Annotated in this window: 15 protein-coding genes and 1 tRNA gene; 7 read left to right on the top strand and 9 right to left on the bottom strand. The window is 65.2% G+C overall.

Going from position 1 to position 21,097, the window contains the following annotated elements:
• Positions 1–38: 38 nt before the first annotated feature.
• Together E8Q40_RS19335 and E8Q40_RS19330 are read right to left on the bottom strand one after the other, a co-directional pair.
• The gene (locus E8Q40_RS19335; protein WP_137046069.1) at positions 39–737 is read right to left on the bottom strand and encodes an SDR family NAD(P)-dependent oxidoreductase; all 699 of its coding nucleotides are present in this window, start codon (positions 735–737) and stop codon (positions 39–41) included.
• 116 nt (positions 738–853) lie between these two features.
• Positions 854–1,720: a type 1 glutamine amidotransferase gene (locus tag E8Q40_RS19330; protein WP_137046068.1), complete on the bottom strand. Its 867-nt coding sequence runs from the start codon at positions 1,718–1,720 to the stop codon at positions 854–856.
• Positions 1,721–1,922: 202 nt separating this feature from the next.
• Between E8Q40_RS19330 and E8Q40_RS19325 the strand changes: the two genes are divergently transcribed.
• From E8Q40_RS19325 to glpK, 3 genes are all read left to right on the top strand, one after another.
• A complete protein-coding gene (locus tag E8Q40_RS19325) occupies positions 1,923–3,452 on the top strand; it encodes a glycerol-3-phosphate dehydrogenase (protein WP_137046067.1) in 1,530 nt (509 codons plus the stop codon).
• 104 nt (positions 3,453–3,556) lie between these two features.
• Positions 3,557–4,075 (top strand): response regulator, encoded by a 519-nt coding sequence (locus E8Q40_RS19320; RefSeq protein ID WP_137046066.1) that lies wholly within the window; start codon positions 3,557–3,559, stop codon positions 4,073–4,075.
• A gap of 66 nt (positions 4,076–4,141) precedes the next feature.
• Positions 4,142–5,635, top strand: a complete 1,494-nt coding sequence (gene glpK / locus E8Q40_RS19315) for a glycerol kinase GlpK (protein ID WP_137046065.1) — start codon at positions 4,142–4,144, stop codon at positions 5,633–5,635.
• 4 nt (positions 5,636–5,639) lie between these two features.
• On the opposite strand, the gene E8Q40_RS19310 is transcribed toward glpK, so the two are convergent.
• From E8Q40_RS19310 to E8Q40_RS19290, 5 genes are all read right to left on the bottom strand, one after another.
• Positions 5,640–7,565 carry an AsmA family protein gene (locus E8Q40_RS19310; protein ID WP_246662925.1) on the bottom strand — a complete coding sequence of 642 codons (1,926 nt, stop codon included), beginning with the start codon at positions 7,563–7,565 and terminating at the stop codon, positions 5,640–5,642.
• Positions 7,566–7,721: 156 nt separating this feature from the next.
• On the bottom strand, positions 7,722–9,410 hold the full coding sequence (locus E8Q40_RS19305) for an iron ABC transporter permease (RefSeq protein ID WP_137046063.1): 1,689 nt from the start codon (positions 9,408–9,410) through the stop codon (positions 7,722–7,724).
• 25 nt (positions 9,411–9,435) lie between these two features.
• Positions 9,436–10,452 carry a Fe(3+) ABC transporter substrate-binding protein gene (locus E8Q40_RS19300; protein WP_137046062.1) on the bottom strand — a complete coding sequence of 339 codons (1,017 nt, stop codon included), beginning with the start codon at positions 10,450–10,452 and terminating at the stop codon, positions 9,436–9,438.
• A gap of 262 nt (positions 10,453–10,714) precedes the next feature.
• Positions 10,715–11,470 carry a DUF1194 domain-containing protein gene (locus E8Q40_RS19295; RefSeq protein ID WP_137046061.1) on the bottom strand — a complete coding sequence of 252 codons (756 nt, stop codon included), beginning with the start codon at positions 11,468–11,470 and terminating at the stop codon, positions 10,715–10,717.
• Positions 11,471–11,530: 60 nt separating this feature from the next.
• A complete protein-coding gene (locus E8Q40_RS19290) occupies positions 11,531–14,404 on the bottom strand; it encodes a PAS domain-containing protein (protein WP_137046060.1) in 2,874 nt (957 codons plus the stop codon).
• Between the two features lie 227 nt (positions 14,405–14,631).
• Here E8Q40_RS19290 and E8Q40_RS19285 point away from each other — a divergent pair, with 227 nt between their 5' ends.
• The 4 genes from E8Q40_RS19285 to E8Q40_RS19270 all read left to right on the top strand — a co-directional run bounded on the left by E8Q40_RS19285 (position 14,632) and on the right by E8Q40_RS19270 (position 17,322).
• A complete protein-coding gene (locus E8Q40_RS19285) occupies positions 14,632–14,991 on the top strand; it encodes a phasin family protein (RefSeq protein ID WP_137046059.1) in 360 nt (119 codons plus the stop codon).
• 271 nt (positions 14,992–15,262) lie between these two features.
• Positions 15,263–15,751 (top strand): phasin, encoded by a 489-nt coding sequence (locus tag E8Q40_RS19280; RefSeq protein ID WP_246662924.1) that lies wholly within the window; start codon positions 15,263–15,265, stop codon positions 15,749–15,751.
• A gap of 243 nt (positions 15,752–15,994) precedes the next feature.
• Positions 15,995–16,071: transfer RNA gene (locus E8Q40_RS19275), tRNA-His, on the top strand.
• A 51-nt stretch (positions 16,072–16,122) separates the two neighbouring features.
• A complete protein-coding gene (locus E8Q40_RS19270; RefSeq protein ID WP_137046057.1) occupies positions 16,123–17,322 on the top strand; it encodes an MFS transporter in 1,200 nt (399 codons plus the stop codon).
• A 55-nt stretch (positions 17,323–17,377) separates the two neighbouring features.
• On the opposite strand, the gene E8Q40_RS19265 is transcribed toward E8Q40_RS19270, so the two are convergent.
• Both E8Q40_RS19265 and E8Q40_RS19260 read right to left on the bottom strand, forming a co-directional pair.
• Entirely contained in the window at positions 17,378–19,399 is a 2,022-nt protein-coding gene (locus tag E8Q40_RS19265; protein WP_137046056.1) for a murein L,D-transpeptidase, read from the bottom strand.
• 622 nt (positions 19,400–20,021) lie between these two features.
• Positions 20,022–21,077, bottom strand: a complete 1,056-nt coding sequence (locus E8Q40_RS19260; RefSeq protein ID WP_137046055.1) for a DMT family transporter — start codon at positions 21,075–21,077, stop codon at positions 20,022–20,024.
• Positions 21,078–21,097: the final 20 nt, after the last annotated feature.

Raw genomic sequence — 21,097 nt, 5'->3', positions numbered from 1 at the left:
AATCCGGTTCGCCGTCCGGAAACGCGACAAAACAAAATCTAGGATTTGCCGTAGACCGGCACGACGCCGCCGCGCGTGACGGCGTTGTCCGGCGAGGCGAGGAAGACGATCGTCGCCGCGACCTCTTCGGCCTTCGGCCATTTGTCGAAATTCGCCTTTGGCATGCCCTTGCGGTTGGCCGGCGTATCCATGATCGACGGCGCCACCGCGTTAACGAGGATGCCGTCCTTGGCCACTTCCTCGGCCAGCGCGATCGACAGAGCGGCGACGCCGGACTTGGCGATGGTGTAGGCGCTCATGCCGGCGCCCGAGCGCGGCTCCAGCGCCGGCCGCGCCGCGACATTGACAATGCGGCCGCCGCCACCGGCGGCCTTGATCGCCTTCACCGCCGCGCGGCAGCACAGGAAGCAGGAGACGAGATTGCCGTCGATCTGCTTCATCAGCGCGGCCTTGTCGGTATCCTCGACCGGGCCCGCGGCAAAGCCGCCGGCGACATGGATCGAAGCCCACAGCCTGAGCCCGCCATAAAGCCGGTCGACGACCGACTCATCGGCGAGATCGCCGGCCGCGACCAGTTTGACGTTTTTGTTGCCGCGATGGGCAAAGCGCTGCGCTTCTGCTTCGTCACGATGCGGTACGACGCATTGCGCGCCCTGGCCGAGCAGCGTATCCACAACGGCGGCGCCGAGCGCGCCGGTGCCGCCTGTGACGAGGACGAGTTTGCCGGTGAAGGTCATGGGAGTTTTCCTCGATGTTATCGCCCGCGAAAGCGGCGATCCAGTATCCGCGGGCTTCACGGTGCCGTCGAGCGTCAGAGATTACTGGATGCCCCGCTTCCGCGGGGCATGACGGCTCATCCCCGCCCGCGCTTCACGCGCATCGGCAGCACCTGGTATTCGACCCAGTTCGCCACCTCGCTGACGCGCAGCTTCTTGTCGAGCACATTCTGGCTGATGCCGTGACGCCACGACAGGCGCTTGCAGGCGGGATCGCGATCGAGCGCGTCGAGGTCGCGGGCAAATTCCTTCATGTCGGCTTCGTCGGCGAAAAAACCTTCGCCGATCAGGCGGGTGCCGATGCGCCGCACGATGGCCGCGAGTTCCTTGAGCGGATATTCGGGATGATACTGCACGCCCCAAGCCGTGGAGGCCGGGGTACGGAACTCCACCGCCTGCACCTGCGACATGGCGTTGCTGGACAGCACGGTCGCTCCCGCCGGCAGAGCCTCGACCTCGTCGAGATGCACGGTCGGCGCATTGAAGACGTCGAGCTTACCGACATACATGGGATGCTTGCGGCCGGCCTCGGTGAGGCGGATGCCGCGGCCAAAGCCGATCTCGCGGCCCTTCGGGTTCTTGCGCACCACGCCGCCGGCGGCGACGGTGATGATCTGCAGGCCCCAGCATGAGCCGAACACCGGTGTGCCGGTGGTCAGGGCCTGGCGCACCAAATCGATCTGCCGCGTGACCTCGGCACCGCCGTTGTAAAGGTGCAGACTGGATCCGGTGATGGCGATGCCGTCATAGCCTTCCAGGGCTTCGCCGGGCGGCAACTGGGTCGAAACATCGGCCGGGTAGCAGATATCGACCTGGGCCACCGGCAGCAATTCGCGCAGCAGATTGGCATAGCCCTCGCTGGCCGGGGTGCCGCCGACCGCGACGTGTTCGGCCATGGTGGCGGGGGAGTTGCCTTCGATAACGAGTAGTCGGGGGGTCGGCATAGTGACCTTGAACGGCGGGGCGTGACGTCAAACCGTAACAACAAAAGAGATATGTCGAAGCCAGGGCGGTGGCAAAGGCATTTGGTGTCCCGAGGGCGGTTTTTCGGCTTTAATCGACGTTAACGTCGGGCCGCCTAGGTTGGCCGGGCAGACCGTCCCCGATTGCCGCCTTCCAGGATCGGCCGCCGAACCGAAGAGATTTATGGCCAATACCCCCCAGGCCGGGCCCGAAGCGGCCGATTACGACCTCGCCATTATCGGCGGCGGCATCAATGGCGCCGGGCTGGCGCGCGACGCCGCCGGGCGCGGCCTCAAGGTGCTGCTGGTCGAGATGAACGACCTGGCGGCGGGCACGTCGTCGGCGTCGTCCAAGCTCATTCACGGCGGCCTGCGCTACCTCGAACATCGCGCCTTCCGGCTGGTCGGCGAAGCGCTGTCCGAGCGCGAGGTGCTGCTCGGCATCGCGCCGCATGTCGTCCGGCCGATGCGATTCGTGTTGCCGCCGGCCGCCGGGCAACGCTCGCCGCTGCTTCTGCGTTTCGGTCTCTGGCTTTACGACGTGCTTGGCGCCCGCAAGCTGTTGCCCAAGGCGCGGACCATCGACCTGACGCACAACGTCGTCGGCCAGCCGCTCAAGCGCGCCTTCCGCTACGCTTTCGAGTACTCCGATTGCTGGGTCGACGACAGCCGGCTGGTCGTGCTCAACGCCCTCGATGCGGCCGAGCGCGGCGCCTCGATCCGCACCCGCACACGCTGCGTTCGCGCCGATCGCCGCGGCGGCGTCTGGGAACTTGTGCTGCACGATCACGGCCGCCGCGACACCGCGACGGCCAAGGTGCTGGTCAATGCCGCGGGCCCGTGGATCGGCGAGGTCGCTGGCAGTGTGCTGCGCCATGAACTCAAGGCGGGTCTGCGCCTGATCAAGGGCAGTCACATCGTCGTGCGCAAGCTGTTCGATCACGACAGTGGCTACATCTTCCAGGCGCCCGACAAGCGCGTCGTTTTCGCCCTGCCTTTCGCCGGCGAGTTCACGCTGATCGGCACGACCGATGAGAACTTCGTCGGCGATCTCAATTCGCCGGCGCCGAGCGCCGACGAAATTCTCTATCTCTGCGATGTGGTCAACCGTTACTTTCGTCATCCGGTGACTCCGGACGAACTCGCCTGGTCGTTCTCCGGCGTGCGCGCGCTTTATGACGACGGCAAGGGCAAGCCGGAAGACGTCACCCGCGACTATCACCTCGAGCTCGAGACGCCACGCAATGAAGCGCCGCTGCTGACAATCTATGGCGGCAAGATCACGACCTATCGCCGCCTCTCCGAGGCGGCGCTGAAGAAGCTCGACCGCGTTTTTCCCGGTCGTGCGCCATGGACCGCGCAGGCCAAGCTGCCGGGCGGCGAATTTGAATGGGCGAACTGGAAAGAAGTACTGGCGGAAATGCAGATTCGCTGGCCGTTCCTGTCTGAAACGACGGCGCGGCGCATGTTGCGTGCTTACGGCCTGCGCGTCGAAAAGTTCCTCGGCGACGCCGAAAGTCTCGAGGCCCTGGGGCCAGTCCTGACCGGCGATCTAACCGCTGCCGAGATCCGCTATCTGGTCGAGAACGAATGGGCTGAGACCGCCGAAGATATCCTGTGGCGCCGCGGCAAGCTCGGCCTGTCGGCCACGGCGGACGAGCGCGAGGCGATCGACCGGCTGATCGCCGCGCTGCGCCGTCCGGCTCAAGCTTAACAGAACCTTACCGGCGTCAATGCAATTGGGTTACCGTTGTTCACCTCGTATCGACGGGGCTGTGCTTTAATGCGGTCGTGACGACACCGTTATCGGGGCCGCCTATGCAATACGATTCGAGGGAGCTGGATCGCCGCCTTGAAAAGCTGAAAGTGCTGGTCGTCGACGACGAGCCCTTCATGCGCAAGGTCGTGCGTACATTGCTGACCGGCATGGGCGTGCGCAACATCGTCGAGGCGCATGACGGCATGCATGGTCTCGATGCCATCCGCCGCGAGCAGCCGGACGTCGTGATCCTGGACTGGAGCATGCCTGGCCTCGACGGCCCGGCGTTCGTGCGCATGGTGCGCTCGCCGCAGACTTTCCCGATGCCGGACATTCCGATCATTATGCTCACCGGACACGGTGAACGCGCCAAGGTGATCGAGGCGATCGAGATCGGCGTCAACGAGTTCCTGCTGAAGCCCGTGTCGACCAAGTCGTTGCGCGACCGTATGGCCGCGGTGCTGCTCAACCCGCGTCCCAATATCCGCTCCGGTCAGTATTACGGCCCGGCGCCGCGCAAGCTGGTCGATATTCATCGTGACGAAGACGACAGCAAGACGCTTATCTATCTGAATTGATCCGGGCTTTTCATTCCGGTTGCGAAGCCTTAGCCTCGGCGCACTGACGCGGCCGGGGGCTTAAGGATGTCGTATCTCATCGCCATCGATCAGGGCACGACTTCGACGCGCGCCATCGTCTTTGATCTGGCGCTCAAGCCCTGCGCACTGGCCCAGCGGGAGCTTCCGCAAATATTTCCGGCGCCGGGCTACGTCGAGCACGATCCGGAAGAAATCTGGCGCGCGACTATTGCCGTGGTGCGCGAGGCAATCGCCAAAGCGGGCCTTGCAGCGAAGGATGTCGCGGGCATCGGAATTACCAATCAGCGCGAGACGACCGTCGTGTGGGACCGCGCGAGCGGGGAGCCCATCCATAATGCCATTGTCTGGCAGGACCGCCGCACCGCGCCGTTCTGCGAGGACTTGCGCGCCGGCGGTCACGAAGCGGAGATCGCGGCGAAAACCGGATTGATCGTCGATCCTTATTTCTCCGCCAGCAAGATCGCCTGGTTGCTCGAACACGTCGAGGGTGCGCGCAGCAAGGCGGACCGTGGCGTGCTCGCTTTCGGGACGATCGACAGTTTCCTGCTGTGGCGTCTCACCGGCGGCAAAGTCCATGCGACCGATGCTAGCAATGCCGCACGCACCAGCCTGCTCGATATTGGTAGCGGCCAGTGGGACGAAGAGCTTTGCCGGCTGTTTGGTGTGCCAATGGCAATGCTGCCGGACGTGCGCGATTGCGCGGGTTCTTTCGGCGTCACGACGCCCGACCTGTTTGGCGCGGCTATTCCGGTTCTCGGCATGGCCGGCGATCAGCAGGCCGCGACCGTGGGGCAGGGCTGTTTCACGCCGGGCATGATGAAGTCGACCTACGGCACCGGCTGTTTCATGCTGCTCAACACCGGCGCGGAGCGCGTCACGTCGCAGAGCCGCCTGCTGTCGACCATCGCCTATCAACTCGACGGCAAGCGGACTTATGCGCTCGAGGGCGCGATCTTCATCGCCGGAGCGGCAGTGCAGTGGCTGCGCGATGGTCTCAAGATCATTGCCAAGTCGTCGGAAGCGGGGGTGCTCGCCGCCAAGGCCGATCCGGCGGAAGAGGTCTATCTGGTGCCGGCCTTCGTGGGTCTCGGCGCGCCATATTGGGATGCCCAGGCGCGCGGCGCCATCTTCGGCCTGACGCGCAATTCCGGCGGTGCCGAAATCGCGCGTGCCGCCCTCGATGCCGTGGGTTATCAGACGCGCGACCTGATCGAAGCCATGCATGCCGACTGGCCGACGTCACGGGGCACGAAAACAGTGCTGCGCGTCGACGGCGGCATGACGGCGAGCGACGCGACCATGCAGTTTCTTGCCGACATCCTCGCCGCGCCGGTCGATCGCCCGGTGGTGATGGAAACGACCGCGCTCGGTGCCGCCTATCTCGCCGGCCGCGCCGCCGGTTTGTGTCCCGATCTCGATGGCTTCGCGGCGCAGTGGCGGCTCGACAAACGCTTTGTGCCGCACATGGATGCGCAAACGCGCGAGTGGAAATATGCCGGCTGGAAGGACGCGGTGCGGCGGACGTTGACGCCGTCCTGAAGCGTCAGGGCTTCGGCTCTGCGGGCACGGTTTCGGCTGCGGGCTGGGCCCCGCCGCCGGTCAGTCGCTCGAGGGCCGAGCGCACGGCGTCGCGAGCGTTGCGCTCGCGCACGGCATTGAGCAGCGGCGCGGCCGCGCCCGAGCGGCGGATAAGCGCCTCGGCATCCGGCAGCATGATCGGATCGTCCCACGAACCTTGCACCACGAAGGGCAGGCCGAATGGTGGCGCGCCGGCGCGGCTCGCCACCACAAGCGCGGCGGTGCCTTTGAGATCGAGTTCGCGGTCGGGAATCGACGCCGTGCCGGCGAGCACGAGGCGCACCGCGGCGCTTTCGACCTTCATATCCTGCACGTCCACCGTGCCCTGCGCGACGCGCAGTGACACATCGATCTTGTCGAAAGGCGTGCGGCCGGTGCGGAATTCGCCGCCGCCGGACAAGGGTCGCCGTTCCAGACGCTTGAGCAGTTGCTCGACATTGAGCCCGGCAATAGCGCCCTCGCGGCCGGTCAAAGTCGCCGTGCCGGAAAGCGTTTGCGTCATGGCGAGAATGCTCTCGCCGGCCCCTTCGAGCGCCATCGACATCGTGCCTTTGCCTTCGAGACGCTTCAGACCGAAGAGCTGACCGAGACAGGCTTCGAGATCGACGTCGGCGAACTGCAGTTGCGATCTGAAATCGACACCGGTGAGGGTATGGCTTAGCGCCACCGAACCCTTGATGACGCCGCCATAGGCCAGCGACTCGCCGATCGAGACCGACAGCTTGCCGGAGCGCAGATTGGCGCCGATCGCAGTGCGGCCGAACTTGGCGCCGCCCATGATGACGTTCGCGGCCGAGAGCCGCAGATCGAAGTCGAGGCCGTTGAGGCCGTCGGGCGTCAACCGCGCGTTATTCCAGGCGCGCTGGTTCGCGGTCGAAAGACGGATGGTGGAAATGTAAGGTGTCAGGTCGAGCGTGTCGGACGCGAGCGTGCCCTGCAGCGTCTGGCGGCCTTCGCTGGAGAAGGCGAGCACGCCTTCGGCGCTGTTGCCATCGAGTTCGACATTGACGCCGGACAGGCTGATCGAATCCCCGACCACCGAGGTCTGTGCCTTGATGGCGAAGCGGCCAAAGCCGCCGCCGGGCAGCGGTTCGTGACCGGCCCAGGTCATGGCGCGGCGCAGCGACACCGCGTCGGCGGCGAGCGTGCCTTCAACCTTGACCGTCGGCTTGGTACTGAAAGCGCCTTCGAAGGCGGCCTTGAGCGGCGCGCCGGAGAGGCGCAGTTTGACGCCACTGCGGTTGCCGGCGAGCGCTGCGCCGAAATCGGCCAATGTCACACTGGCATCGACTTTTTCGCCATGCCAGACGAAGTGGCCGGTGGCGACGAAGCTCTTGGCGATCGACGGCCAGGCCAGCGACAAGTCGACCGCATAAAGTGTTTCGACGCTACGGCCGCCGTCCTTGCGCAGCATCACGGTACCGTCGTCGATGCGCATTTCCGAGAAGCCGGCGACGCCGTGACCGGCGCGCGGCTTCTGGGCCTGCGCCAGGGCCTCGATCAGAGCCGACCAGTTCGAGCCGCCGTCGCGCTCGAGGTCGATGGCAATGGTCGGCTTCTCCAGCGAGACGTCGGAGATTTCGACCTTGCCGACGAGCAGCGGGAAGAAGCGCAGCCGCGCGGTTAGCCGTTCGGCCGTCAGTGCGGGCCGCTTGGGGTCGCCCAGCACCACGTCCGAGAAGCTGACGCTGCCCTTCGGGAACAGGCTGACGCTGACCTTGCCGCTCGATTGCGGGTCGAGGCCGGTGGCGGCGCGGATACGGCCCAGAACCTCGCCGCGGACGGTGTCGGGCGATATCAGGTAGCCAGCGGTCGTCAGCACGCCGGCTGTCACCGCGCCGACGGCAAGCAGCACGAATCCCAAGCGTCGAATGCCAGCGAATGCCGTCAAAATGGGTTATTCCGAGTGGGTCGAGCCGGTTGGCCCCGGTGGAGGCCAGGGAATATACCATTGGCTCGATTGACGCCAACCTGAGTGGCCCATGTGACGCTTTCAAGGCCGCCGGTTCGCCGGCCGCCCCCGGTCCCCGGGAATCCGCGATCGGCGTTAACGCCGGGCCTCTCGCGCGTCCGGGGCCCGCATCAGCAGGATGACCGGGGGGATGCCCGCGAGCACGATCAGCAGGGCCGCCAGCGCGCCGTCCTCGAAACTGCCGCGGGTCGCGAACTGATAGATCGAGGTCGCCAGCGTCTCGACATTGAGCGGCCGCATCAGCAGCGTCATCGGCAGTTCCTTGAGGCAATCGACGAACACCAGCAGCGCCGCGCCGGTCAGAGCCGGCGTCAGCAGCGGCAGGTGGATATGGCGCAGCAGCGCGCCAATGCCGGCGCCGTCGAGCCGCGCGCTTTCGTCGAACTCGCGCGGCATTTGCGCCAGGCCCGCTTGCACGACGCCGATCGAAATCGACGCAAACCGGGCGGTGTAGGCGAGGATCAGCGCCGCGCTGGAGCCGGCCAGCACCAGGCCGAGCGGGACGCCGGTGAGCCACCTGCTCAGCCCGTTGAGGATCTCGTCGCCGGCAACCAGCGGCGAGAGCAGGCCGAGCGCCAGCACGGTTCCCGGCACCGCATAGCCCATGCTGGCGACCGCAAGGAGGGACAGCGCCGCCTTGACCGGCACCAGCCGCAGCGGGATGGCCGCGGCGATGCCAACCGCGAGCACCACGGCGGTCGCGGCCGCCGCCAGCGCCACCGTGGTCGCCAAGGCGGTCAGCAGCGACGGCTCGATGCCGGCAATGAGCCCGCGCCGGATCGCCTCGCGTAACAGATAGCCGCCGGGAATGACGAAGCCGAATGCGACCGGGATCGCGCAGGCGATCGCCGCGAGCACACCTGCGCGGCCGGTCAGCGGCAGACGCCGCGTCACCGTGCCGTCCTGCGCGTCGCCTTCGATCGACTGCCGGCGCCGCGCCGTGCGCTCGAGCGCGATCAGCAGCGTCACCACCGCGAGCAGGGCCAGCGCGATCTGCGCCGCGCCGCCCAGGCTGCCGCGATTGAGCCAGGTGGTGAAGATCGACAAGGTCAGCGTCTGCACGCCGAGATATTCGGCGGCGCCGATGTCGTTGAGCGCCTCGAGCAGAGCGAGCGCCAGCCCGACCGCGATCGCCGGCCGCGCCAGCGGCAGTGAGATGTAGCGGAAGGTCTGCCACAAGGTCGCGCCCATCGTATGGGCGGCTTCGGCAAAGCTCGCGCTCTGGGTTTTGAACAGCGCGCGGGCGGTGAGATAGACATACGGATAGACGACCAGCCCGATGATCAGGATGGCGCCGCCCAATGAGCGCACCGGCGGAAACCAGTAATCGGCGCCCGTCCTGAAACCGAAGACGGCGCGCAGCGCGCTCTGCACCGGGCCGGCGGCGTCGAGGATGTCGGCATAGACATAAGCGGCGATATAGGTCGGGATGGCGAGCGGCAGCGGCAGCAGCCATTCCAGCACCTTGCGTCCGGGAAACTCGAAACCGGCGACGAGAAAGGCCGGCGCGATGCCGGTCAGCGCCGTGACGGCGGCGACGCCGATCAGCAGCAGCGCGGTCTGCACGATGGCGTGCGGCAGCACGTAGGCGGCCAGATGCGGCCACAACTCGGCGTCGCCGGTCACGGCCAAACGCATCAGGCTCGCCAGCGGCAGCGCGATCAGCGCGGCGGCGGCGAGCGCGATGGTCAGGCTCGCAATTCGGTCAGCCGGTAAACGGCCAACGGCCCCGCGCAGGGCGGGGCCGCCGGTATCGGAACGCATAATGGTCGAGGACCTCGAAACCGGATCAGTTATCGAAGCCCACCTTATCAACTAATGCCGCCGCTGCCTTCCTTTCATTGGCGATCTTGGACAGCGGCAGCGGGTCCGCCTTCAAGGTGCCGAAGGCCGCGATCGCCGGGTTGATGGCGATACCGGGCCGCAGCGGGTACTCGTAGTTGACGTCGGCATACATGTGCTGGGCCTTCTCGCCGGCGAGCCACTCGATCAGCTTCAGCGCCTCCGCCTTGTGCGGCGCGTGCTTGGCGAGGACGACACCGGACACGTTCACGTGGGTGCCGCCGCCCGCGAAGGTCGGCAGGATCACCTTGGTGGCGTCTGCCCACGGCTTCTGCTGCGGGTTCGCCTGCATCAGGCCGTAGTAATAGGTGTTGCCGATGCCCAGATCGCATTTGCCGGCGGCCACGTCGCGCGCGGTTTCGCGATCGCCACCCGACGGCTTCTGCGCCAGATTGGCCTTCACGCCCTTGAGCCATTCCTCGGCCTTGGCTTCGCCGTGATGCGCGATATAGGCCGCGATCAGTACGTTGTTGTACATGTGCTGGCCGGAGCGGATGCAAATCTTGCCCTTCCATTTCGGGTCGGCAAGTTCTTCGTAAGTGAGCGAGTTCTGCTGCACGCGCTCTTTCGAGGCGTAGACGACACGGGCACGCATCGAGATGGCGTACCAGTGTCCTTCCGGGTCGCGGAACTGCGGCGGCACCACCTTGTCGAGTTCGGCGGAAACGATGGCCTGGCTGATGCCGGCCTTCACGGCTTCCTCGAGGCGGCCGATATCGACGGTCAGCAGCACGTCGGCGGGACTGTTCTCGCCCTCGGTCTTGATGCGCTGCTCGAGTCCGGAGCTCGCCGAAATGACGTTGACCTTGATGCCGGTGTCCTTGGTGAAGGCGTCGAACAGCGGCTGGATCAGCTTGGTTTCGCGATAGCTGTAAACATTGACCTCACCCTGCGCGAGCGCGGGCGAAATGGCGCCGGCGACAAAGGCGGCGGCGAGCGAAGCAGCGTGAATTCGCTTGAGCATTGATCAAGACCTCCCGAAGGACCCCGGCGGCGCATGATTGGCGGCGGGTCTCGTTGCTGTATGTGGCGGTCCGGCAGCGCGGCGGTCAACAAGTTCTTCTTAAAAAACAATACTTTAGAACTATTACAGGGTAGCAAAGTCCTATGTGTCAGCGGGAAGGACTTGCCGGCGAAGGAGGAACGGCTCTGGTTAGAATGATTTCAAACAGTGCTTCGATGTTGCGACAATCTGCCATGGGCAGGCCCCGCCATACCTCGGCGGGTCATCGTACAAACGGCGCGTCCTTGCCGGGCTGCGAGGCGTCGGCGATTTCGGCAATCATCTTTTTCAGCACGGCGTCGCCGAAGGACTCGAAGTCCCCGGCTTCCATCACGAAGCTGCCCGGTCCGCCGGTGACATTGTCGCGGTAATACTTGGCCAAGCCTCCGGGCGGATGGGTGTGTTCGGGATTCCACGGCATGGGCTGATCGCTGAGAATGGCAAGGCCGTTGATGACGATGCCTTTCTCGACCGCTTCATCGCGCGCCAGGCGGACATCGCGGCCGGAATTGTTGGTGCCGTCGCCGGACACGTCGATGGTTTGCCGCTCCGAGAAATACGGCGCCTTGGCGAGTTCGGCCATGGCAAGGTCGATGCCGCCGCTGATCGAGGTGCGGTCGGCGAAGGCACGCGGCTCTTCGAGCAGACGGGTGCCGAAGGCATGCGCCGCCTGCGGACCGTCAATCACGCTCCAGCCGATCACGACCTTCTGGTTGCCGGCGCCGGACCACTCGATGAACATCACGGCGATGCGGCCGTTGCGGCCGCCTTTGATCGCCTCGAGCACTTTCGGATTGGCAATCGCCGCGGCGTAACCGTCGCGCTGCAGCTTGAACTTGTCGCCGGTCACGCTGCGCGACACGTCGGCCGCCAGCACCAGCAGCAGATCGACTTTCTCGGCGGCGCGCGCCGGGAATGCGAGGTTTGAAATCGCGAACGCGGCGACAAGAAGCAGCGCGCAACGGAACAGGCGACTCATGGACACCTTTCCCCGACGCCTCGAGGCGGCGGACCGAAAGGCAAGCTTATCAGGCGATTTTTATTCCGCCAGCACGCGGGTCGCGGGGAAGGCGACTTCGACCAGAGTTCCATCTTCCGGCCGGCTGGTGATGCGGAAGCGGGCGTGATTGGCCTCCGCCAGCGCCTTGGTGATGGGCAGGCCGAGGCCGGTGCCGCTTGCGCCCCAGCGCGAGGTGGTGGCGATCTGGCGGAACGGCTCGAGCGCCATCTGCAGTTCCTGCTCGCTCATGCCGGTGCCGGTGTCGCGGATGCGCAGGCTCGCTTCATTATCGTCATTGACCGTCGTCGAGACGATCACCTGGCCGCCGGCGCCGGTGAACTTGATCGAGTTCGACAGGATGTTGAGCGCGATCTGACGCACCGAGCGCGCATCCGCCACGATCGGCGGCAGGTTCGGCGCCAGCGAGGTGCGGATGATGACCCTCTGGCGGTTGGCCTCCTGCTGCAACATCGCCACGCATTCCTGCACGATGTCGTTGAGGTTGACGCTGACGAAAGTCAGATCGAGCTTGCCGGCCTCGATCTTCGACAGATCGAGCAGATCGTTGAGCAGCGAAATGACGTGGCCACCGGCGGAGTGGATGTCCTTGAGGTACTCCTTGTAGCGCTCGTTGCCGATGGTCCCAAAGCGCTCGTCCATCATGACTTCGGAGAAGCCAAGAATGGCGCTGAGCGGTGTGCGGATCTCGTGGCTGATCTTGGCGAGGAATTCCGATTTGGCGGTCGAGGCACGCTCGGCCTCGCGCCGCGCATTGATAAGGTCTTCCTCGGTGCGCTTCCAGGCGGTGAGGTCGCGCAGTACCGCGCAGTATTTGTCGCCATCCTCGATGCGACCCATGGTGACATAGAGCGGCACCAGCCCGCCGCGCTTGAAGCGGCCGATGGCTTCGCGCCCCGCGTCGGGTAGCGTGCCGCGATCGCCGGACACGCGATCGAGATAGTCGACCATCGTGCGGCGGCTTTCCGGCGCGAACAGGTCGTCGATGGAGAGTTCGGTGAAGTCGGCGGCGTCGTAGCCGAACAGCGCCTGCGCGCTCCGGTTCGCGGCGAGCACGCGTCCGGCGCGATCGAGCAGCAGTACGCCGTCGGTGGCGGTATCGAGCACGGCGCGCAATTCGTTGGCTTCCGACTCGAGACGGCGTAGCGACGCTTCGTTCGGCTTGTTCTCTGCTTCGCCAGCGCCGGTCTGGATCATCAGCACCAGCGCCGGCTCCTGACCCCACGGCACGCTGAACAGGCGGCCTTTCACGGGCTTCTGCTGGCCGTTGACGGTGGCGATGTTGAGCGATTTGCCGCCATTGCCATTGGTGTCGCCGCTCGCCGGTTCGATGAACAGGCTGTCGAGGCCGCCGGCTTCGTTGAGCGTGGCGAGGTTGTCGTAACCGGTCCAGTCGAGGAAGGCACGGTTGGCGTAGAGCAGGTTGTTGAGCCGATAAACCAGAATGCCGAGCGGCAGCCGCTCGAGAATGGCGCGGCTGTCATCGCTCGCCGACATGCGCTGCGCCGGAGGCTCCGGCTGCGGCACGACGAGCGGTTCGGAGCCGAAGTCGGGTGCGTCATCTTCGGGCAGCGGAGATTTGGCCCCGCCACCTTTGAGTCGCGCATTGAGCTCGCGCGCCAGTTCCTCGAAATTGCTGTGCTCATTCGGCGTGAGCGAAGGTTTGTCCGTCGTGGGCTCCGGCTCCGCCACCGGGGCAATCGGTGGGGCGGGCGGTTGTGGCTCGGGCGTCGCCGGACGGAAGGCGATGACCTTGGCCGGAGCCGGTTCGACCGGCTTCGGTGGCGGGACGGCAGCGATGGTTTCTATATCGCGCAAGCCGGCGCGGCAGATGCCGAAGCCGCGGAAGCCGGTGAAGCGGCGGTCGCGGTCGAAGGTCGGCAGGCCGGACATCTCGATGGCGACGCGCTCGTTCGAGCCGTCCATCGGCCAGTCGACGACGATGCCGCTCCAGGTCTCGCGTGCCGCCAGGGCGCGCGCGACGCGGCCGTCGGTGTCGATGTTCAGGGCCTGCGCAATTTCGGGCCAGGCGCGCAGCAGCACCGAGGCCGTTTCCGGCCCGAGCAGGCGCGCGAAGTTCTCCATGCCTTGCGTGAAATGCGTCGCCGCATCCATCTGCCAGACGAAACGATAGGCTTGGGGCCGCGGCGTGTCGGGTGCCGGCTTCAATTTCGTCGGCGTCATGGCCACGACGTCGTATGGCAATGGTTGCTGCTGCACAGGCTTGAGCTCGTGCACAGGCTTGGGCTCGGTGAACTGCAGCAGCATCGCGACGGTCTGTCCGGCGCCGAGTTTGCGCATGACTCCATAGCCGAGCGCGAAGTCGCCTTCGGCGCGGCCGTTGCGGCTGGCCTCGCGCGCGAGTTTGTCGAGGCCGAGCACGGCGATGTCGCGCTTGTCGCCGAGGCGCTGACGCGCCGGCGGATTGGCGCTGATCAATTCACCGTCCGCCGAGAACACCGCGGCGGGGCGCTCGACATTGGCGATGAGGCGATGCGCGCGTTCCGGCAGGCTCAGGTCCCGCGCCACGCGTTCGGTCGAAACGACGAGAATCGCGGCCGCATGATCGGGCAGCGTGACGCGCGCGCAGAAACAGGTGAGCGCGCTGCCCAACGGCGCGCCGAAGCCGCGCAGCCGTTCGAGGCGCTTGGTGCCGCCGCCTGGCAGCGTGCCGGCAAGGCGTTTGATCTGCGTTGCCGCAGGGTGACCAGGGTCGAAACGCCGCTGCGCGAGTTCGGTCGCCGATGACGCATCGAAGATCGCGGCAGCTGGGGCGTTGGCCCAGAGCACGGCGGTACCATCCTCCCGCCACAGCCACACCGGCACGGGAGCGAGGGCGTAATCGGCCAGACGAGGGTCGTCGAGCCAGAGGTGTTGGTCGTTTGTCCCGCTCATCGCGCGCCGCACCAAGCCGCAACTGTTACGGCTAACAAAGCATTAATAGGCCTGCGGCCATCGGTCGTCCACGATTGGGGCCCTATCGCCCCCGGTCATAGGGCGGTAACGTTAACCCGCACATTTGACGGCTTCGGAGCCGGGGCGGGCCGTCATACATCCGCTCGAACGGGTGGGTTATAAAAAGGCCGACCGGGTTTGGTTCGGCAATTTCGGAAGGAGCTACTATGGCGCAGGATCCAAAGTTCGAAATCCCCGCTGAGATGCGCGAATTCGCGGAAAAGAGCGTCGAGCAGGCCAAGCAGGCCTTCGACAGTTTCATCGCCGCCAGCAAACATGCGGTCGGCACGGCGGAGACTCAGGCCAAGTCCCTGCAGACCAGCGTCCGCGAGGCCGGTCAGCTCGCCATGACCTTTGCCGAGCGCAACCTCACGACCTCGTTCGATTTCGCCCAGCGTTTGCTGCGGGCCAAGGACCCCAAGGAAGTGACCGAGCTGCAGGTCGACTACATCAAGGCACAGATTGCAGCACTCTCGGAGCAGGCCAAGGCCCTGTCGGAGCACGCCAGCAAGATGGCGCCGAAATAGGCGCGTTCAACGCCGGCGGACCCCACGACCTGCGGCTCGTGGGAAAATACTGAAATGATTGCAGTGGCTTAGGCGAGCCGCGGCGGACTGCCGCGGCTTTATGTTGCATCGCAATATTTTTGTTGCAATGCACTCGATTTGGTTTATACTTTCGTTCATTGGTTTCCGCCGCCGTTGTGCGCGCGGGTGCATGTGAGGCGCGGGCCGCATCGAGCCAGAGGACGGCCGCCCAGCGTCGCCGGAAAAACGTCCTCGCCAAAGGATGACGACCATGTCCGACGAAACGAACACCCCGAAAGTCGTCGCGTTCAACACCGACGCGATGTTCCAGATGCCGAAGTTCGATATGTCGAAGTTCGAAATGCCGAATGTCGAAGTGCCGCCGGCCTTCCGCGAATTCGCCGAGAAGGGCATCGCCCAGGCGAAGGAAGGCTACGACAAGATGAAGGCCAACGCCGAGAAGGCGACCGAAACGCTCGAGACGACCTATTCGATCGCCTCGAAGGGCTGCGCCGATTATGGCGCCAAGCTGATCGAGACGGCGCGCGCCAACTCAAACGCCGCCTATGACCTGATGGCCGAGCTGATGGGCGCCAAGTCCTACTCGGACGTCATCGCCCTCACCACGGCCTACTGGCGCAACCGCTTCGACGCGCTCAACGCCCAGGCCAAGGAGCTGTCCGAGCACGCCCAGAAGGTCGCGACCGAGACCGCCGAGCCGATCAAGGAAAGCTTCGCCAAGTTCAGCAAGGCCGCCTGATCGGTCCGTACGAACGCGAATTCGAAGTTTTAAAGGCCTGGGGCATGCCCCAGGCCTTTCTTTTGCACCCGTAGCGGCTCTGCCATCGCTTCCGGTCGGGCAATTCAACGCCGGCGCGGTCGCCCAAACCGCTTGCCAAAGGCGGATGCGGCTCTTAGGTTCGCGCCGCGCGCAGGGCCTTTTGAGGGTCCCGCAGCCTGTGAGGCCCAAGCGGTACCCGCCCGGTCGTCACATCATCACTTTGCAGGCGTAGCTCAGTTGGTTAGAGCGCCGGTCTGTGGAACCGGAGGTCGGTGGTTCAAGTCCACCCGCCTGTACCACCCTGCGGAGACCGATCAGACAGTCTGCCCTGAAAAAGGAAGTCTGCTCCGGTGTTCCTCACGCTGCTGTTTCCCTATTTCTTGGGCAATTTCTATCGGCCCTTTCTGGCGGTGGTGGCGGGCGAGCTGTCGCGGGATGTAGGCCTCGATTCCGCCGGGCTGGCGAGCCTGCAGGCCACGTTCCTGCTGGCCTTCGCCTTCACCCAGGTGCCGGTCGCGCTGACGTTGGACCGGTTCGGCCCGCGCCGGATCCTTATTCTGAGCCTCGCCGCCGCGGTCGCCGGCGGCGTCCTGCTCAGCGTCTCGACCCAGCCGTGGCACGCGCTGACGGCGATGGCGCTGCTCGGCGCCGGCTTCTCGCCGGTGATGATGGCCGGCTTCTATGTCATCGGCCGCGTCTATCCGTCCCATCGGTTTGCGACTTTGTCGTCGCTGCTGTTCGGCCTGGGCACGCTCGGCGATCCGGTCAGCGGCGCCCCGCTGACGCTGGCCGTCAGTCTGTTCGGCTGGCGCCCGACCATCTTCGGCATGGCCTGCATCACTGTCGTCAGCCTTCTGCTGATCGTCATCGTGCTGCGCGATCCACCGCGCGTGACGGCGCCCGGCGGCAAGGTTTCGCCCCTGGCCGCGACACGGGAGATCGTCGCCATCCGCGCGCTCTGGCCGATCGCACCGCTGATGTTCGTCAGTTACGCGGTGGTGGCGGCGGTGCGCGGGCTGTGGATAGCTCCCTATCTGGCGCAGGTTCACCACTTCGGTCCTTATTCCGTCGGTCTTGCCGCGACGGCGATGGGCCTCGCGCTGGCGCTCGGCGGGATTTTCTACGCGCCGATCAACCGTTATCTCGGCGATGCCAAAGTCACCGTGGTCAGCGGCGCCGCGGTGACGGTGGTGGCATGGCTCGCGCTCGGCCTGTTCGGCGTTTATTCGGGCACATTCGCCCTCGTGCTTCTGTTTGTCGTCGCCGGGTTCGGCGCGAGCTTCGCGATCCTGCTGGCTCATGCCCGCGCCTTTCTGCCGACCCATGTGCTCGGCCAGGGCGTGACGATGATGAACCTTCTGTTTTTCGGCGGCGCCGGTCTTGGGCAATGGCTGTCGGGACGTTACGTGAAAGCGTCTGAAATCGCCTCCGTCGCGCCCGACTTGATCTATGGCCGGTTGTTCACGGCCTTCGGCGTGGTGCTGGCTGTCGCGCTCGGCATCTATCTTTTGTCACCGCGCGAGCGGGCCGCTTCACCGGGCCCGCAATAAAAAAAACGCCGGCGATGTCTCGCCGGCGTTTTTATCTTTGAAATTCGATCTTCCGTTAGCGGACGACGATCCGTCCGTCGCGGCCGTAGCGCGGGCCGCCGACGTCGCCGCGCGGGCGGTAGACCGGCTCGGGCCGGCCGAAGCCGCCGAACAGGGCCTCGAAGAAGTTCGGGCCGCTGTATCCGCCGCCACCGCCCAGCGCGCCGACCGGCATACGAACCGGTTTCGACGAGGTGTTCGGCGGACGCGCTACCGCGATGTCGGCGACCTTGCGGTCGCTGCCCTTGAGGATCGCGATCATGCGCGCGTCGCGGCCGTAGACGTCCTCGCGGAACTGCAGCTTGCCTTCATCGTCGACGAACGCGGTCTGATAGGTCAGGTGCACCCAGAGGTGGTTCGGGAAGTTGATGTTGATTTCCGAGCCGCCGAACATGCTCTCGAGCTTGGCCGCGGTGTACTTCTGCTCCGGCAGCGCCAGCGACAGCAGCTTCTCGCCATACATCAGCGGGTTCTCGACACGCATGCAGCCGTGGCTGTAGGCGCGCTTCTCATGCTTGAAGAGGTTCTTGTCCGGCGTGTCGTGCTGGTAGACAAGGAACTTGTTCGGGAAGTTGAAACGGATGCGGCCGAGCGCGTTGGCGGCACCCGGCGGCTGATAGATGCGCACGGTACCGTCGGCGGCCTGCTCGACTTTGAGGCCGATGCGGTCGAGCGCGCCCGGATCTTCCTGCAGGGCCGGCAGGTATTCCTTCTCGATGATCGACGGCGGCACGTTCCAGGTCGGGTTCACCGTGATGAACTTCATTTCCGCCGAAATCATCGGCGTGGCGTGGCTGCCCGGCTTGCCGGCGACAATCTTGGTGGTCCAGTAGACCTTGCCGTTGTTCCACAAGGTCAGGCGATAGTCCGGCACGTTGACGATGACATGCGGATTGCCAAGATCGCGCGCCAGCCAGCGCCAGCGCTCCATATTCACGATGATGGTGTCGATCGGATCGTTGGAGGCGCGGTTGATCGTCTTCGGCTCCGGCTTGTTGCCGTTCAGCGCACGCAACGTCGACGGCCCGACATTGCCGTCGGTGTCGAGATCCGCCGTCGTCTGGAAGGTCTTCACCGCCTCGACGACCGCGTTGTCATAAAGCGTGTTGTTCTTGTCGCCCGGAATGTCGAGACGCTTGCGCAGATCGGCGACGCGCTTGTCCTTCATGCCGGGGCGCATGATCGGGCCCGAAGCGATCTGGATCGCCGGCGCGGGCTTGGCGTCTTCGGTCTTGGATTCGACGACCGGCTTGCCGGCGCGCAGATCGGCGAGCTTGGCGCGCAGAGCCTTGAACTGCGGATGCGGCGGGTTGTAGCTCTCGAGCGCGTCAGCGGCGTTGCTCGCCTTCGCCAGATTATCGAGAACCGACGCCGGATCGGGCGCTGTCTGGTTGAACTCGATATCCGCGGCGACGCGGGAGAAGTGAATGCGGCCAATCTGCGCCTGGCGGGCATAGTTCAAAACAGCCGAGGTCAGCTTGAGTTCGGCGTCGGCCAGTTCGTCGGCGCTCTTGGCGGCGGCGAAGTCCGGCGTCGGATAGTCGGCGGCATCGAGCCCCACTTCGCCGGCTTTCGACAGCGTGGTGATAGCGCCCTTGGCGCGCTCGGTGACGGCGCCGTTATTGACCCAGAGCGGAGCGTAGTCGCGGGCCTTGTAGAAGGCTTCGACGCCGGTGCGCTCGGGGCGGCGGCTGACGATGCGGTCGAGCGCCTTGCCGGTGACCATCTCGCGCAGCTTGTCGGTGACGGCGGCATTGGCGGTCGCGCTGTCGGCTGTCGCCTGGACGGTGGTCGTCGCAGGCACTGTGGCCGGCGCCGGGATGGCGACCGGTGCGGGTGCCGCAGCCCGGGCGGCCTGGATCGGCGCCTCTTGCGGTACCAGATCCTTCAGGGTCGGCGGCGCAATCGGCTCGGACTGGGGTACGGCGGCGTTAAGTTGCTCTTCCAGCGATTGGGCGTATCCCGCCTGTGGGCCCAGCATCAGTACCAGCCCGAGGGCGGACGACGCCAGCAGACGGTCAATGGCAACAATCTTCACCGCAGAATCTCCCAGGACTGTCAGGATGGCCCCTTGTAAGGCCAGTTCATGTTAAATGATAGATCGCCAACGGTTGCGCCTTTTCAAACGCGGCGCCGGCATTCCGAACAAAACTGTGACTATTTTACACCGGTGCGCTCTTACCGGCGGCTATCGCACTTCGTCCGACTGTGGTCACAACGGCGTGAGCAGACATGGGTTCCTCATCTGGACACCGCTGACTACAGCCGCAGTTAACCGGCTATGACCGGACGCGGCTGTGACGCCGGTCACAGGAACGCAGGATGCCGAAAATCTCTCTTGCGTCGCCGAGCGCGAAAGGTCGCAGGCCGCGTTTGTCGCAGGGCTTCGCTCGCGAAAAAAAACCGGGCCCCGAAAACGGGGCCCGGTTGGAGATGCCGGCGTGGGGGCCGGCAAACCTCAGAGGGGAACTTGCTGCGGTATCGGCGACTCTGGGAGGATATTCATCCGTCCCGCAGCGCCCAAACTATGCTCGGCGGATGCGCTGTCAGCAATGCCGCTGCGCGAATGTCAGCCATGCATGCGATGGCCTGCGAAAAATGCGCGCAGGCCGCGCCGTGTTTCGCAATGCGAGACACCACGCAAAACGACCGGCGTATCTTCAGTGCTGGTGAGTGTGATGCATGTCCGGCACATGCGGGTGCGTATGGCTCAAGCGCGCATGATGATGAACATGAGTGTGAGGTTCACTGGGCGGATCGCCCGGTTCGTGCTCATGTTGGTGATGTTCGTCGTGAACATGTGTGTGGCTATGTGTCATGTCTTCATGCACATGCGTGTGTTCATGGCGTTCGGTGAGATGCAGATAGACCCCGAATGCCATCAGTAATCCGGCAGCGACAAGTTGCAGGCTTACGGGCTCCGCTAGAAATACCAATGCTGCGACGGCGCCGATGAACGGAGCCGTCGCGAAATAGGCGCCGGTTCGCGCCGTGCCGAGATGACGCAGCGCCAGGACATAGAGCGCCAGGCTTGCGCCATATCCGACGAAGCCGACAATTCCGGCGATCAGCGCGATGTCGAGCGATGGCATGCGGCTGCCTGAAAGCATCGCCAATGCCAGATTGACGGGGCCGGCCACCAATCCCTTGATCTCGACGATCTGCAACGGGTCGGCCAGCGAGATTTTGCGCGTCAGATTGTTGTCGAAACCCCATGCGATACAGGCGGCGACGATCGCGGCCATGCCCGCAAGACCCGACAGCGTCGGTGCGCCTGACCACGACAGCACGATCGCGCCGGCGATCAGACACGCCATGCCGAGCGCGATCCTCCGGTCGAAGTTTTCGTGAAACGCGAACCACGCGAGGAGGGCGGTTGCCACGCCTTCCAGCGTGAGCAGGAGCGATGCCGTCGATGCGTCCGTTCGGGCAAGGCCGAACATCAACAAAAGCGGGCCGAGGATTCCGCCGCAGATGATCGCTCCTGCGAGCCACGGGATGTCGCCGCGCAACAGTGGCGCTTCCCGTGCGGCCGAGGCGGGGATTCTAAAGCGAAGCGCTCGTCGCAGGATGGCAATGCCAATGCCTGCGCCACAGTAGAAAAGGCCCGCGAGGAGGGCTGGATCGACCGCTCCGAGCAACGCCTTGGCGGCCGGCGTGGAGGCGCCAAACAGAGCCGCCGACAAAAGCGCCAGTCCGATAGCGTTGCGGTTCATGGCTGGCCTCCTGCGCGGCC

This window comes from Pseudolabrys sp. FHR47 (assembly GCF_005153485.1).
GTDB lineage: Bacteria > Pseudomonadota > Alphaproteobacteria > Rhizobiales > Xanthobacteraceae > Pseudolabrys.
The sequence above is the reverse complement of the archived record's forward strand: the minus strand, read 5'-3'. Positions and strand labels throughout refer to the sequence as shown.